11 protein-coding genes are annotated in these 13,275 nt (G+C 72.4%); 4 read left to right on the top strand and 7 right to left on the bottom strand.

Going from position 1 to position 13,275, the window contains the following annotated elements; translation table 11 throughout:
• Positions 1–13: 13 nt before the first annotated feature.
• The 3 genes from ABT122_RS18995 to ABT122_RS18985 all read left to right on the top strand — a co-directional run bounded on the left by ABT122_RS18995 (position 14) and on the right by ABT122_RS18985 (position 2,971).
• The gene (locus ABT122_RS18995; RefSeq protein ID WP_351553068.1) at positions 14–1,024 is read left to right on the top strand and encodes a FecCD family ABC transporter permease; all 1,011 of its coding nucleotides are present in this window, start codon (positions 14–16) and stop codon (positions 1,022–1,024) included.
• Positions 1,025–1,085: 61 nt separating this feature from the next.
• Positions 1,086–2,141: a FecCD family ABC transporter permease gene (locus ABT122_RS18990; protein WP_351553065.1), complete on the top strand. Its 1,056-nt coding sequence runs from the start codon at positions 1,086–1,088 to the stop codon at positions 2,139–2,141.
• Positions 2,138–2,971, top strand: a complete 834-nt coding sequence (locus ABT122_RS18985; RefSeq protein WP_351553062.1) for an ABC transporter ATP-binding protein — start codon at positions 2,138–2,140, stop codon at positions 2,969–2,971. The genes ABT122_RS18990 and ABT122_RS18985 overlap by 4 nt, the downstream gene beginning before the upstream one ends.
• A gap of 457 nt (positions 2,972–3,428) precedes the next feature.
• On the opposite strand, the gene ABT122_RS18980 is transcribed toward ABT122_RS18985, so the two are convergent.
• Positions 3,429–4,442 carry a hypothetical protein gene (locus ABT122_RS18980; RefSeq protein ID WP_351553060.1) on the bottom strand — a complete coding sequence of 338 codons (1,014 nt, stop codon included), beginning with the start codon at positions 4,440–4,442 and terminating at the stop codon, positions 3,429–3,431.
• Between the two features lie 101 nt (positions 4,443–4,543).
• Between ABT122_RS18980 and ABT122_RS18975 the strand changes: the two genes are divergently transcribed.
• Complete coding sequence (locus ABT122_RS18975) at positions 4,544–7,219, top strand: helicase-associated domain-containing protein (protein ID WP_351553058.1); 2,676 nt, start codon at positions 4,544–4,546, stop codon at positions 7,217–7,219.
• Between the two features lie 75 nt (positions 7,220–7,294).
• Here the strand turns inward: ABT122_RS18975 and ABT122_RS18970 are convergent, their stop codons facing one another.
• From ABT122_RS18970 to ABT122_RS18945, 6 genes are all read right to left on the bottom strand, one after another.
• Positions 7,295–7,681 (bottom strand): hypothetical protein, encoded by a 387-nt coding sequence (locus tag ABT122_RS18970; protein WP_351553056.1) that lies wholly within the window; start codon positions 7,679–7,681, stop codon positions 7,295–7,297.
• Positions 7,682–8,120: 439 nt separating this feature from the next.
• Entirely contained in the window at positions 8,121–8,321 is a 201-nt protein-coding gene (locus ABT122_RS18965; RefSeq protein WP_351553054.1) for a hypothetical protein, read from the bottom strand.
• 78 nt (positions 8,322–8,399) lie between these two features.
• Positions 8,400–9,581 (bottom strand): helix-turn-helix transcriptional regulator, encoded by a 1,182-nt coding sequence (locus tag ABT122_RS18960; RefSeq protein WP_351553051.1) that lies wholly within the window; start codon positions 9,579–9,581, stop codon positions 8,400–8,402.
• Between the two features lie 105 nt (positions 9,582–9,686).
• Positions 9,687–10,271: a recombinase family protein gene (locus tag ABT122_RS18955; protein ID WP_351553050.1), complete on the bottom strand. Its 585-nt coding sequence runs from the start codon at positions 10,269–10,271 to the stop codon at positions 9,687–9,689.
• A 292-nt stretch (positions 10,272–10,563) separates the two neighbouring features.
• The gene (locus tag ABT122_RS18950) at positions 10,564–10,860 is read right to left on the bottom strand and encodes an HNH endonuclease (protein WP_351553048.1); all 297 of its coding nucleotides are present in this window, start codon (positions 10,858–10,860) and stop codon (positions 10,564–10,566) included.
• Positions 10,861–11,631: 771 nt separating this feature from the next.
• Entirely contained in the window at positions 11,632–13,266 is a 1,635-nt protein-coding gene (locus ABT122_RS18945) for a recombinase family protein (RefSeq protein ID WP_351553046.1), read from the bottom strand.
• Positions 13,267–13,275: the final 9 nt, after the last annotated feature.

Below are 13,275 nucleotides of genomic sequence, written 5' to 3'. Positions count from 1 at the left end.
CTGATTGGTACTCATGTCCGCCAGACGTGCGCTCGCGGTCCGCCGCATCGGCTGGACGGCAGCGGCCCTCGCGGCCCTGCTGATCGCGGTCCTGCTGAGCCTTGCGGTGGGGGCGCGCGCCGTCGCGCCGTCCGCCGTGTTCGACGCCCTGCTCAACGGGGGCGCCGGCGACGACGCCCGGGTCGTGCGCGAGTTGCGCGTCCCGCGCACGGTGATCGCCGTCCTGGTCGGCGCGGCCCTCGCGGTGGCGGGCGCCGTGATGCAGGGCATCACCCGCAACCCCATCGCCGACCCGGGGATTCTCGGGATCAGCCAGGGCGCTTCCGTGGGGGTGGTGATCGCCATCGCGTTCCTGGGGGTGCACACCCTGTCGGGGTACGTCTGGTTCGGCTTCCTGGGTGCCGCGCTCACCTCGGTGGCGGTGTACGCCATCGCCTCGGCCGGGCGCGGCGGCGCCACCCCGGTGAAGCTGGCGCTCGGCGGGGCGGCGATCAACGCGCTCCTGGTGGCCGTCGTGACGGCGATCCTCACCACCAAGGGCTCCACCCTGGACGAGTTCCGCTTCTGGCAGGTGGGGTCGGTCGCCGGGCGGGACGCCGAGGTGATCTCGCAGGTCTGGCCGTTCCTGCTGCTGGGCCTGGTGCTGGTGGCCTCGGTGGCCCGGGGGCTCGACGCGCTGGCGCTCGGCGAGGACATGGCGAAGGGGCTGGGCCAGAACGTCGCCGCCGTGCGGATCGTGGGCGGCCTCGGCGCCACGGTCCTCACCGGGGCCGGGGTGGCGGCGGCGGGCCCGATCGCCTTCATCGGCCTCGCGGTCCCGCACATCGTCCGGGCGATCGTCGGCACCGACCACCGCTGGGTGCTGCCGCTGGCGGCGCTGGCCGGCCCGGTGGTGCTGCTGGTGGCGGACACGGCGGGCCGGGTGGTGATCCCGCCGGGAGAGGTGCCGGCCGGGGTGATGACCGCCCTGATCGGGGTGCCCTTCCTGGTCGCCCTGGTCCGCCGGAAGACGGTCCCGGCATGAGCGGGGCGGGACGCCGGGCCGGCGCAGCCGGACGATCCACCACCACCACGGGGGGCCACAGATGAGCACCACCACCGTCCGCCCCGCCGGATACACCGTCGTACGGGCCCGGGGGGCGGCCTTCCTCGTGCACCGGCGGGCCGCGCTGACCGCGGCCGGGCTCGGGGTGCTGCTGGCCGCGGTCTGTGTCGCGTACCTCTCCGTCGGCGAGAGCTTCGTCGCCCCCGGCGAGGTGGTGCGGGTGGTCCTCGGGCAGCCCTCCGGCCACGAGCTGGTCGTGGGGACGCTGCGGCTGCCCCGGATGACCGTCGCCCTGCTCGTCGGACTCGCCTTCGGGGTCGCGGGCGCCCTCATCCAGACCGTCGCCCGCAATCCGCTGGCCAGCCCGGACATCATCGGCATCAGCCAGGGCGCGACAGCGGTGACCGTCGCCGGGATGGCCTTCGGGTTCTCCTCGGCGGCCCTGCTGCCGTATCTCTCGGTCGCCGGCGGGCTGGCCGCCGCCCTGCTGGTCTATCTCTTCGCCTGGCGCGGCGGGCTGCACGCCACCCGCTTCGTCCTCATCGGCATCGGCTTCGGGGTCGCCCTGCGCTCGGTGACGCTGCTCTTCATGACCAAGACCGACCATGTGGTCGCCCAGCAGGCGCACATCTGGATGTCCGGCTCGGTCAACGGACGGGGCTGGGAGGAGGCGGCGCCGCTCGGCTGGACGCTGCTGGTGCTCCTTCCCGCCGTGGTGTGGGCGGCCCGCGCCCAGCGGAACGTCTCCCTGGACGACGACACCGCCACCGCCCTGGGCATCCGGCTGGGGCGGGTGCGGCTGGGGCTCGTGCTCACCGGGGTGGTGCTCGCCTCGGTGGCGACGGGCGCGGCGGGGCCGGTGGACTTCGTGGCGCTGCTCGCGCCGCAGATCGCCCGGCGGCTGACCCGGACCGCGCAGATCCCCCTGCTGAGCTCGGCGCTGGCCGGGGCGGTGATCGTCGTCCTGGCGGATCTGCTGGCGCGCAAGGTCCTCGCCCCCACCGAACTGCCCGTGGGGGTGCTGACGGCCGCCGTCGGCGCCCCGTATCTGATCTGGCTGCTGATGCGCGGCCGCACCACCGGAGGGACATCGTGAGCAGGCTCACCGCGCGCGAGCTGACGCTCGCCTACGAGGACCGCACCGTCGTCCACGAGCTGGATCTCGCGGTGCCGGACGGGCGGGTGACCGTGATCGTCGGCCCGAACGCCTGCGGCAAGTCCACGACCCTGCGGGCGCTGGGGCGGCTGCTGAAGCCCAGGGGCGGGGCGGTGCTGCTGGACGGGACGGAGCTGGACCGCATCCCGACGAAGCGGATCGCCCAGTCGATCGGGCTGCTGCCGCAGTCGCCGGTGGCGCCGGAGGCGATCACCGTCTCCGATCTGGTGTCGCGGGGGCGGCAGCCGCACCAGGCGTGGTGGAGGCAGTGGTCGGAGGAGGACGAGCGGGCGGTCACGGACGCGATGACCCGCACGGATGTGCTGGCGCTGGCGGACCGTTCCGTGGATGAGCTGTCCGGGGGACAGCGGCAGCGGGTGTGGATCGCGATGGCGCTCGCCCAGGAGACCGAGGTCCTGCTGCTGGACGAGCCGACGACCTTCCTGGACATCTCCCACCAGGTGGAGGTGCTGGATCTGGTGCGCCGGCTCAACCACGAGCGGGGGCGGACGGTGGTGGCGGTGCTGCACGACCTGAATCAGGCGGCGCGGTACGCGGATCACCTGGTGGCGATGAAGGCGGGGCGGGTGGTGGCGGAGGGGGCGCCGTCGGAGGTGGTGACGGAGGAGCTGGTGCGGGAGGTGTTCGGCCTGGAGGCGGTGGTGATCCCGGACCCGGTGACCGCCTCCCCCCTGGTAATCCCGGGCGCCCCCTACACCCCGGGAACCCCCCTGCGAAAGCCCCCGCCCCCGCGCGAGGCCCTCCGGTAGCCCCGGGGGGCTTTGGGGGGCTGCCGGGCTGAAGATGGCTCGGGCTACCTCGTGGTGCGGGGTCCCCCCAGAGCTGCCTCCGGGAGCAACCCCGAGCCTCGCCGGGGAGCCAAGGCACGAAATCCAGCCCCGCCGGCGACCGAGGCAGCACACCCAAGCCCCGCCGGCGACCGAGGCAGCACACCCAAGCCCCGCCGGCGATTGAGCCGCACCACCCCAGCCCCTCCGGCGACCGAGGCAGCACACCCAAGCCCCTCCGGCGATTGAGCCGCACCACCCCAGCCCCTCCGGCGATTGAGGAGCGGGGGTTCGGGGGCTGGCCCCCGACCGTGGCCCGCACCGTGCGGGGCCCTGTCGCACAGGGTCCGTCCTCGAACTCCCCCAGAGCTGCCTCCGGGAGGTGCCCCAGACGGCCCGGACGGGCCGAAGTGCGCCGGCCCCGCCGGGAGGTAACGCCTCAGCGGCGGGAGCGCCATGTCACGTACAGGGCCGACGCCAGGGCCGCTCCCTTCAGGGACCACGGCCACGTCCCCGCCACCGCCTCCCCCACCCCCCCCTCCGGCACGGAATCCCCCCACTCCCCCGCCGCACGCCCCCACACCCACAGCGCCCCCGCCCCCACCGCCGCCCCCGGCAGGGCGAAAACCGCCGTCTTCGTCTCGGCGGCGGACAGCCGGCGCGAGCCGTACACCAGCAACCACCCCAGCCCCAGCGCGATCCACGAACCGAAGAGCGCCCCTCCGACCAGCAGTGCCGCGGCGAGCAGCAGCAGCGGGCTCCCCCAGCCCCTCCTGGGCGCGGGCGCCTCTTCGGGAGCCGGAGCAGGCTCGGCAGCCGGCTCCGGGGCGCGGCGCCGCAGCCGCGACAGCAGCCCGCGCGGGCCCGCCGCCCCGGCCTGCCCGGCCTCCTCCGGAGCCGGCTCCTCCTCCACCGGAGGCCGCGGCGGAGGAGCCAGTATCTCGGGGATCTCCACCCCACCCGTGAACCCGGCCACCCGCTCCCCCGGCCCGAACGGCCGCGGCTCCACGCTCCACCAGTCGGTGTCCGTGTCCGACGACCCCAGCTCGTCCAGCCCCGCCACATGCGGCGACAGCCCCCCGGCGGGCCGAGGCGGCACCGCCACGTCCTTCCGGAGCCGGGGCAGGGGCCGGGACGGCCGGGGCCGCGGAATCCCGCGCCTCCCCCGCGACGCGCCCGGGGCGCCCCCCGGCTCCGGAGCCGGCGCGTCCGCCCCCGCCGGAGCCCCTCCGCGCGCCGACGCCACCACCTCGTCCGGGCTCCCGATCCGCCCCAGAATGCGCCGTACGGCGGCCGGGCTGTCCAGCACCCCTCTCCCCCGCTGCCGGTCGATCTCCCCCCGCAGCGCCGCCACCAGCTCCATCCGGGCGGCCGACGGCAGCTGTTGCCGCTGGGCCAGATCGCCGACCCGGCTCAGATAGTCGTAGACGAGCTGATCACTCTCGATCCCCACGGCCGTTCCCCTGACGTTCCCCGACGTTGCCCGCCGACCGTAGCGCGCCCGTCAGCGCTCCGGGGACTCCACGGGCCGCTCCAGCGACTACCGTGGTGCGGATGGGGACCACGCCCGAGGCAACACCCGCAGCAACACCCGAAGGATCACCCGGAACAGGCTCTCCGCGCACACTGGCCGAGGCCCTGCGCCACCGGGGTGACCCGGAGCTGGCCGCGCTGCTGCGCGCCCGCCCCGATCTGCTGAGCCCCGTCCCGGGCGATCTCACCCAGCTGGCCACCCGGGCGGGCACCCGTGCCTCCGTGGTGCGCGCGCTGGAGCGGCTCGACCGGTTCACGCTCCAGACCGCCGAGGCACTGGCCGTCGCCCCCGACCCCGCCCCCCGCGCCACCCTCCTCGCGCTGCTGGGCGGCGACGACGGCGACCCGGCCGTCGAGGCGGCCCTGCCGGGAGCCGTGGAGGCGCTGCGGACCCGGGCGCTGGTGTGGGGCGGCGACGACCGGCTCCGGCTGGTCCGCACCGCCCGCGAGCTGCTCACCCCCTCCCCCACCAGACCCTCCCCCACCGGCCTCGGCCCCACCGTCGCGGAGGCGACGGCCGGGATGTCACCGGGCCGGCTCCAGGAGATCCTGGCCGCGAACGCCCTGCCGACCACCCACGATCCGGTGTCCGCCGTGGCCGCGCTGACCGCGCTGTTCACCGACCGGACACGGATGGGCCGGCTGCTGGACCAGGCCCCGTCGGAGGCGCTGACGGTGCTGGACCGGCTGGTGTGGGGCCCTCCGTACGGCGAGGTCACGGCCAGCCCCGCGCCGCCCGTGCGCTGGCTGCGGGACCACGGGCTGCTGCTGCCCGCCTCCCCCCGCACGGTGGTGCTGCCGCGCGAGGCGGCGCTGCATCTGCGGGCGGGCCGGGCGCACCGCGTGCCCGAGCCGGTGCCGCCGGCCGTCACCGCCACCTCGGCGGTCGCGTCCGGCCGTCCACAGGCTGTGGACAGCACCGCCGCCGGCCAGTCCTTCACCGCGCTGGCGACCGTCGAGGAACTGCTCCAGGACTGGCACGAGGGCGGCCCCCCGGTGCTCCGCGCCGGCGGCCTCGCCGTGCGCGACCTCAAGCGGACCGCCGCCGCCCTGGACACCGGCGAGCCGATGGCCGCCTTCTGGATCGAGGTGGCGTACGCGGCGGGCCTGCTCGCCGCCGACGGCGAGGCCGACGAGCGGTACGCCCCGACCCCGGTGTACGACGAGTGGCTCACCCTCCCCGCCGCCGAGCGCTGGGCGCTCCTCGCCGACGCCTGGCTGACCGCCACCCGCACCCCCGGCCTGGTGGGCGGCCAGGACGGCAAGGGCCGCACCCTGTCGGCGCTCGGCCCCGAGCTGGACCGCTCGGCCGCTCCGGAGGTGCGGCTGCGGGTCCTGGAGCTGCTGGCGACCCTCCCGCCCGGCACCGCCCCCGACCCGGAGACCGTTCTCGCACGGCTCCGCTGGGAGCGCCCGCTGCGGACCGGCGGCGCCGGCACCGGCACCGGCACCGGCACCGGGAGCGACGGCGCCGGAGGCGGCAGCGGCGGCCCGGTGGATCTGCGCTCCCGGATCGCGGCCTGGACCCTGGGCGAGGCGGAGACCCTGGGCATCACGGGCCGGGGCGCGCTCTCGGCCCCCGGCCGGGCCCTGCTGGGGTACGGACCCGAGGCCGTCGCCCCCGACAGCACCCCGCCCCCGGCCGCCCCGGCGCCCGCCGCCCTGACCACCGCCGGGCGCGCGGCGGCCCAGACCGCCGCCGCGGCGGCCCTCGCCCCACTGCTGCCCACCCCGCTCGACCACGTCCTGCTCCAGGCCGACCTCACCGCCGTCGCCCCCGGCCCGCTGGAGCGCCCCCTCGCCGAGACCCTCGCGGTGCTCGCGGACGTCGAGTCCAAGGGCGGGGCCACCGTCTACCGCTTCACCCCGGGCTCGGTGCGCCGCGCCCTGGACGCGGGCCGCTCGGCCACCGATCTGCACACCTTCCTCGCCACCCACTCCCGTACCCCGGTGCCGCAGCCGCTGAGCTATCTCATCGACGACGTGGCCCGCCGCCACGGCCATCTGCGCATCGGCGCCGCCTCCGCCTACGTCCGCTGCGACGACGACGCCCTGCTGGACGAGATCCTCGCCGACAAGCGCTCCCAGAGCCTCGGGCTGCGCCGGCTCGCGCCCACCGTCCTCGCCGCCCGGGCCGAGCCGCCCGCGCTCCTCGCCGGGCTGCGCTCCCTCGGCTACGCCCCCTCCGCGGAGTCCGCCGAGGGCGATGTGCTGATCACCCGCGCCCACGCCCGCCGCACCCCGCCGCGCACCCCGCCCGTCCCGGTCCCGGACGGCCCGCCGGTGCCGGACGCCACCCTGCTGGGCGCCGCGGTGCGGGCGATCCGCGCCGGGGACCTGGCGGCCACGGTGGAGCACCGGCCGGCGGGCGCGGCCCGGGAACCCGGCCGCCCGCCGGGCCCGGGTACGGGCACGGGCGCGGGCGCGGGCCGTCAGGGCGGGCTGCCCCGCTCGACCTCGGCCGAGACCCTGGCCACCGTCCAGGCGGCGGTGATGACCGGTTCGGCGATCTGGATCGGCTATGTCAACGCCGAGGGCACGGCGAGCCAGCGGGTGATCGCCCCGGTGCGGGTGGAGGGCGGCTTCGTGACCGCGTACGACCACACGGCCGACGAGGTCCGCACGTATCCGCTGCACCGCGTCACGGGCGTCGCGGAACTCGCCGACGAGCCGGCCGACGACCCCGCCGTCCCCTGAACGAACCCGGCCGCCGCCCCCGCCGTCCCCTGAACGAACCGGCCGCCGCCCCCGGGCAACCGGCCCGTCCCCCGGCTAACCCAGCGTCGCGTCCACCACCCGCACCACCTGCCCCAGCAGCCACACCCCGACCAGCAGCGTGGTGAGCGCCTCCGTCATGTACCACGCCAGCGCGCACCCCGCCGCCCCCAGCACGATCCTCGGCCGCCGCCACCGCGCCGTCCGCCCCACCAGCCAGGAGGCGGCCACCAGCACCAGCGGCAGCAGATACACCAGCGCCCACCACGACGCCGTCCAGCCGCCCGGCAGCGCCCCCGCGTCGAGGTGCGCCAGCACCGGCGCCGCCGCCGTCGCCAGCGCGGGCGCCGCCCACCAGTGCCGGTCCGGCGGGTCGGCGGGGGCCACCGGCATCCGGGGCGGGACGGAGCCGTACGGGCCTGCGGGGTTCTGCGGGCTTCTCATGCCACCACTCAAGCGGCCCCCCGCCGCCCGGGGCACCGCCCGCGTACTCAGCTCCATTCGGACGGATACTCAGGACGAGTACGGCACACTGGAGGTTTGGCTTACCGAAAGGGCGCAGGTGTGAACGGACCACTCATCGTCCATACGATCAAGCGCAATACACATACCTAGCACATTCAGCAGGAATGCGAGAACACCCCGCCCGGCGCCTGTCACTCGCCATAGCCGGACGGAGCCGTTCACGGTGGGGGTGACTACGAGCACTCCCCGCACTTGGGGCACTCGCAGGGCGGCCAGGCAGCAGAGGACAGAAGGACAAGGTTCTCCGTGCTGTGGACAACCGTCTGAGCGCCCCAGGTACGCCCACTGTCCCGAGACACCCTCAAGGCGAGCAACGGCCGTACCGTGTCCGCAGGGACGCTTCCGCCGTCGCTGGTGGTCACTGGTGGCCCTCGGGGTGCCGACGCATATGAACATTGCAGTCGGAGACTGTCGTCATGTCACCCCCCGCGCGGGCACGGTCCCGTACGGCGGCGAGTTCCACGCAGCCGGGGCACCCCTCAACGGGAGCCGGTTCCGGGTCCAGCCGCAAGGGCAGTTCGATCGGGGAAGTGGTATAGCGCGTGGGTTCGGTGGTCATGTCCTACGACGCTAGGGATCACCACTACCAGCAACAATGGCAATCCCGTTCACGATCGACAGGAAGTGCCACAGAGCGTTACACGGGCAGTCCCACTGTGTCGGCAAGGGAACGCATGTCGCCCGTCAACGTCCGTCGCCCAGCCACGATGCGGCCGAGGATGTCACGGGCGTACCGCTGGTTCGGCAGCCACTCCGGGGCATCGTCACGGATGCCCGCCAAAGTGTCGACGGCTTGCCCGTACTGCCGCGTCCTGGCGTAGGCGTTGGCGACGTCGAGCAGATGACGATTGCGGTTGTTCGAAGTGGGCCGGAACCCTGTCGTGGGGATCTTCGCGGCGAGCTTGAGCACCACATCCGGGCGGTCCAGAACCATGGCGTTCTCGGTCCGTTTGAGTGTCACCGTGACGGGTCCGAACGCCCGCAGAAAGTCCCCACCCGGAGCGAACTCCCCCTTGAGGGCCACAGCGGCGGAGTGGGCCAGCCTCAGCGCGTCATCAGCCTCTTCCGGGCGGTTGTCCCGTACTGCCGCAGCCGATAGGCGCAGCAGCAACCACCCCCACGCGCTCAGTTCGTCCGGCGTGGCGCGTGAGAGCCGGGGTTCCGTGTCATCGGCCCAACGGGTGGCCAACTCGCGCGCTTCGCCGAGCTTCCCCTGACGCAGCAGCAGCCAGCACATCGTGCTGACCGTGCAGGCTCCTTGCAGCCGGTCCGCAGAACCGTCCAGGGCGGCCCCCAGACACCATTCAGCGGCTTCGAACTGGCGCGTCTGCACCAGAAGCCAACCCGTGAGCTGCAGGAGGCGCACACGGACAGCGCGCCCCTCGGGGTCGATCCGGGCCATGGCGTCGGCGTCACGCAGGAGCGGGGGCAGCACTGTCCTCAACTCCGCGAACCGGTCGCCGGCGAAGAGGGGAACGGCCGCGCCGAGTGCGTCACGCACCCCTTGCACGGTGGGCGGTTCATCCAGCTCGGCACCGTCGCCGAGCGGGGCGGTCAGCGCCTCTCTGACAGCGGACCACTGGTCAAGGGTGGTGGAACTCGCCCCGTCCTCCATCGAATCAGCCACAAGACACATGGTGGGCACCCGGAGCGCCGCAGCGAGCAGCCGCGCGGTCTCCAGGCGGGTGTCCTGTCTCTCACCCTGTTCGAGCTTCCGGATCAGCGACAGGGACACGCCGGACGCGCGGGCCAGACCTTGCTGGGTCATCCCCCGACGCTTGCGAACGTTCCTGAGCCGATCACCCAAGTTTGCAGGCATAAGCCGAGAGTACGCCCGAGGCAGAGCATCGGAGCCGGCTCAACTCACTGACGCACACCCGAAGTCCACCCACCGCCAGGGATGGACGGTCTTCCAGTCGGGTGGCTACGCCTCTTCGCTCAGCACCCGGTACAGCGTCGCCCGGGACACCCCCAGCGCCTTGGCAACCGCCGTGATGCTCTCCCCCGTGGCCCGACGCGCCTTGGCAGCAGCGAGCTTGTCAGCGTCCATCACGGTCGGGCGTCCACCCGTACGCCCCTGCGCCTTGGCAGCATCCAGGCCGGCGCGAGTCCGCTCAACGATCATGTCTCGCTCAAGCTCAGCAAAGGCGACCATCATCGTGAAGAAGAACTTCCCCTCACCCTTCGGGGAGTAGCTACCGGCGAGCGTTCCCGTAAGGATGCGCAGGCTGATTCCACGTGCGTGCAAGTCCTCGGCGATCGTCAGCACATCCTTGGTGGAGCGCCCCAACCGGTCCAGCTTCCAGACACAGAGAGTGTCCCCGTCCCGCATGTAGTCGAGAGCGGCTATCAAGCCCGCGCGATCCACGTTCTTCCCGCTCGCCTTGTCCTCAAAGACCCGAGAGCACCCAGCGTCGCTCAGCGCGTCTGTCTGAAGCTGTGCGTCCTGTGCGTTGGTGCTGACGCGCTTGTAGCCGATCAGGGTCCCGGCGTTCGTGTTCGTCGTCATGCGGGAATCGTCTCAGAACCCGTCTCAGAACGATAGGGGTTTCGAGCATGTTTTGAGACGGGTTTTGAACGCGCTTCCGATGCCCCGGGCCCGGCTCAGCGGGGTGTCTCATAAACCATCGTTTGATGGACGCCCCGCCGACCGTCACACACAGCAACGCCCCGCGCAAACGCTCCGATGAGCCATGCGAAAGAAAAGCCTCCCTGCCGCGCAGAATCACAACGAGGAGGGGGCATCCCCCTGGGGGGGGCGGGGCGCAGCGCGCAAAGTGGTTCAGTCCCGCCCGTGCGCCTCAGTCTCCCTGCCGCGCGTAGATCACCGGAGACCACTCGTCCATGAGTTGATCTTTCTTCGACGCGTTGCACAGCACGCACACCACACGCATGTTCGCGACCGTTGAGAGTCCACCCCGTGATATCGGGATCAGGTGATCAATCACGCCCTCTTCCGGCAACGGCGCGGCACAGTGGAAGCAACCGGCGTCACCATGCGCCGCCCGTACCCGCCGCTGGATCGTCACCCGTCGTGCGGCAATGCGCTGGACCTTCTGACAGGCACGGCACACCCCGTCCCGGAACTTGAGCACCACGGGGGTGCCGCAGCGCCGGCAGGGCACCGGGCCGGGCTTGGTGCGGGCGCGCTTACGGATGTACTCAGCGGCACGGCGGCAGGCGTCGGAACAGTACGAGCGATCCCTCCCGCCCGACAGGCCCACAAGGTTCGAGCACTCCAGCCCCTCACATGGTCTGCGGGCCGCTTCCCTCCGCTTCTCCTCCAGTCGCTTACGGCGCTCCGCCTCCCGGGACGCGTCCACTTCCTCAGCGCAAGGCACGCAATACAGCGCCCACCCGGCCCGACCATGGGGCTTGTCGCACCGATGGCACCGAGGGGCGCCTACGGCGGCACGCACCGCCTCACGAGCCTTACGGGCGGCGATCTGCAACCGGGCCGACTCTCGGCACAGCGGCGCACCGCACGTCCCACGGTCGGAGCGTGGGCATGGACCAAGGCACTCCGAACACGTGGCGCGCGACTCCTCAAGGGCTGGCAAGTGGCAACCTCCCTCTCATTTTTGTTGATCATGAATGGTTCCGGCGAGATGCCTACAGCCCAGCAATCGCACGGGTTGGGACGGGGTGCCGGACGGGGCCTGAAGAAGCAAAGAGAGCTACCCGGACCCACCCCCGTCAACATCACCTCACCATTCCCACGACAAAAACCGAACCGAACCACGAACCACTCCGAGACCCTGGCACCGCCACGGGCACCTCTCCAAGCCCTTTACGCACTCCAGGAACGCCGAACGGCCCGCCACCGGAAGAATCCCCAGCGACGGACCGCGACAGCCCCTCAGGCAGCCTCAGAACAGCTCAAGGTCCCTGGCCACAGCTCTTCGTATGACCGCTTCAACGTCCTTGCCATCAGCGTCCGCACGGCGAATCTCGCCGTCCTCTCCGAAGTGGACCACCAGACGGGACGTGTCCAGCCTCGGGCCGCCCTTCCGGGACATGCCGACTTCGACGTACGTACCAGCGTTGAGCAGCAGATCCCGCTTCCCCGCTGTGTCGGCACCGTGCCAGAGCTGCGCGTGCGTCCGGCCCGTGGGAACGGCCTCGACCCCCGCAGGCTTGGCATGACGCTGCTTCTCGTTCAGCGAGCGCAAGCGCTCCTCCAACTTGGCGTACTGCGCCGCGTACCTCTGCGCACCTTCGTCCCCCTTGAACAGTCCCCGGTCGTACCGGTCCTTCTCCAGGTCGTCCAGCGCTTCCCGGGCCTGCCGGATCTGCGGACGGAAGTCCTCCCCCACGTGCTCGACCATGAGCACCACCCGCAGCGCGCCGAACTTCTTCAGGAACAGATCCGTGACGTGCTGCTCCGTCCCCTCGCCCGCGATGCTCACCCCGTAGCACGTGCTCTCCACACCCGCCTGTCGCGCCTTCAAGCGGCCGATGCAGCGGTACCGGGTCCGCCCCTTGGCGACGTAGGTGTACATCCGCGTCCCACACACCGCGCAGTGGACAACCCCGCGCAGCAGCGACGTGCCCTCCCGCCTGCGATCACCCGGGCTGGCCCGCCGGCTCAGCTCGTCCTGCAAGGCCTGCCAGGTGTCCATGTCGAGAATCGGCGTGCGGTTGACCAGCGGCAGTCCATCGGTCATCAGGATCGGCTTGCCATCCTCGATGACCTGCCCCAGCAACTGGGGGTTGGTCAGCATATTGCGCAGCGTCGACGTGTACCACTGCTTCGAATCGCTTCGCTTGCCGGTCGTCTGCCGAGACGAGTGGCCTGGCGAGGGTTTGTCCGACTTGGTGAGGTCCGATGCGATCTTGAGGAGTGAGTCCCGGTTCAGGACCCGTTCCACGATCCCGTGGATGGTCTCCGCTTCCTCAGGGTTGATCTCCAGGACCTTCCCGGCTCCCTCAGGGTTCGGGATCACCCGGTACCCGTACGGCACCCTGCCACCCGTGTAGCGCCCCTCCCGGCGCAGGTGCTCATGAGCGCTGGAGACACGCATGCCGATGGTGTCGGACTCCAGTTCGGCGAAGACCGCGATCACCTTCGCCATGGCGCGCCCCATGGACGACGTGAGGTCCAGCGGCTCACTGGCCGATGCCAGTGCCACGCTCGCGCTCTGCGTGACCTTCATGATCTCGGCGAAGTCCACGGTGGACCGGGCGAGACGGTCGATCTTGAAGAACACGATCACATCGAACTCGGCGAGGCGGGCGAAGACCCGCTGCAACCCGGGGCGGTCCAGTCCCCGGGAATAGCCGGACACGTCGATGTCTTCTTCCAGCGCGACGATGTTCCAGCCCCTGGCCTGACACAACGCCTCGCATGCGGCCCGCTGGCGCTCGGGCGAGGTAGACTCGTCTGTTTCGCGTGAAAGTCTGATGTAGATGGCAGCGCGCAATCCCGGCGCACTGGCCGAGACACCTTTGGAACGTCTGGCGCGGGGCAGGGCCCGAGCCGTGGCGGGTGTGCTGTCTGTCACGGGACGATC

The organism is Streptomyces sp. NPDC001985 (assembly GCF_040296845.1).
Classification (GTDB): domain Bacteria; phylum Actinomycetota; class Actinomycetes; order Streptomycetales; family Streptomycetaceae; genus Streptomyces.
The sequence above is the reverse complement of the archived record's forward strand: the minus strand, read 5'-3'. Positions and strand labels throughout refer to the sequence as shown.

What these genes read in the sequence shown, in the direction of transcription:
- ABT122_RS18995 (WP_351553068.1), top strand. Translation starts at nt 14, where the DNA reads ATGTCCGCCAGACGTGCGCTCGCGGTCCGCCGCATCGGCTGGACGGCA.
- ABT122_RS18990 (WP_351553065.1), top strand. Translation starts at nt 1,086, where the DNA reads ATGAGCACCACCACCGTCCGCCCCGCCGGATACACCGTCGTACGGGCC.
- ABT122_RS18975 (WP_351553058.1), top strand. Translation starts at nt 4,544, where the DNA reads ATGGGGACCACGCCCGAGGCAACACCCGCAGCAACACCCGAAGGATCA.
- ABT122_RS18970 (WP_351553056.1), bottom strand. Translation starts at nt 7,681, where the DNA reads ATGAGAAGCCCGCAGAACCCCGCAGGCCCGTACGGCTCCGTCCCGCCC.
- ABT122_RS18965 (WP_351553054.1), bottom strand. Translation starts at nt 8,321, where the DNA reads ATGACCACCGAACCCACGCGCTATACCACTTCCCCGATCGAACTGCCC.
- ABT122_RS18960 (WP_351553051.1), bottom strand. Translation starts at nt 9,581, where the DNA reads ATGCCTGCAAACTTGGGTGATCGGCTCAGGAACGTTCGCAAGCGTCGG.
- ABT122_RS18955 (WP_351553050.1), bottom strand. Translation starts at nt 10,271, where the DNA reads ATGACGACGAACACGAACGCCGGGACCCTGATCGGCTACAAGCGCGTC.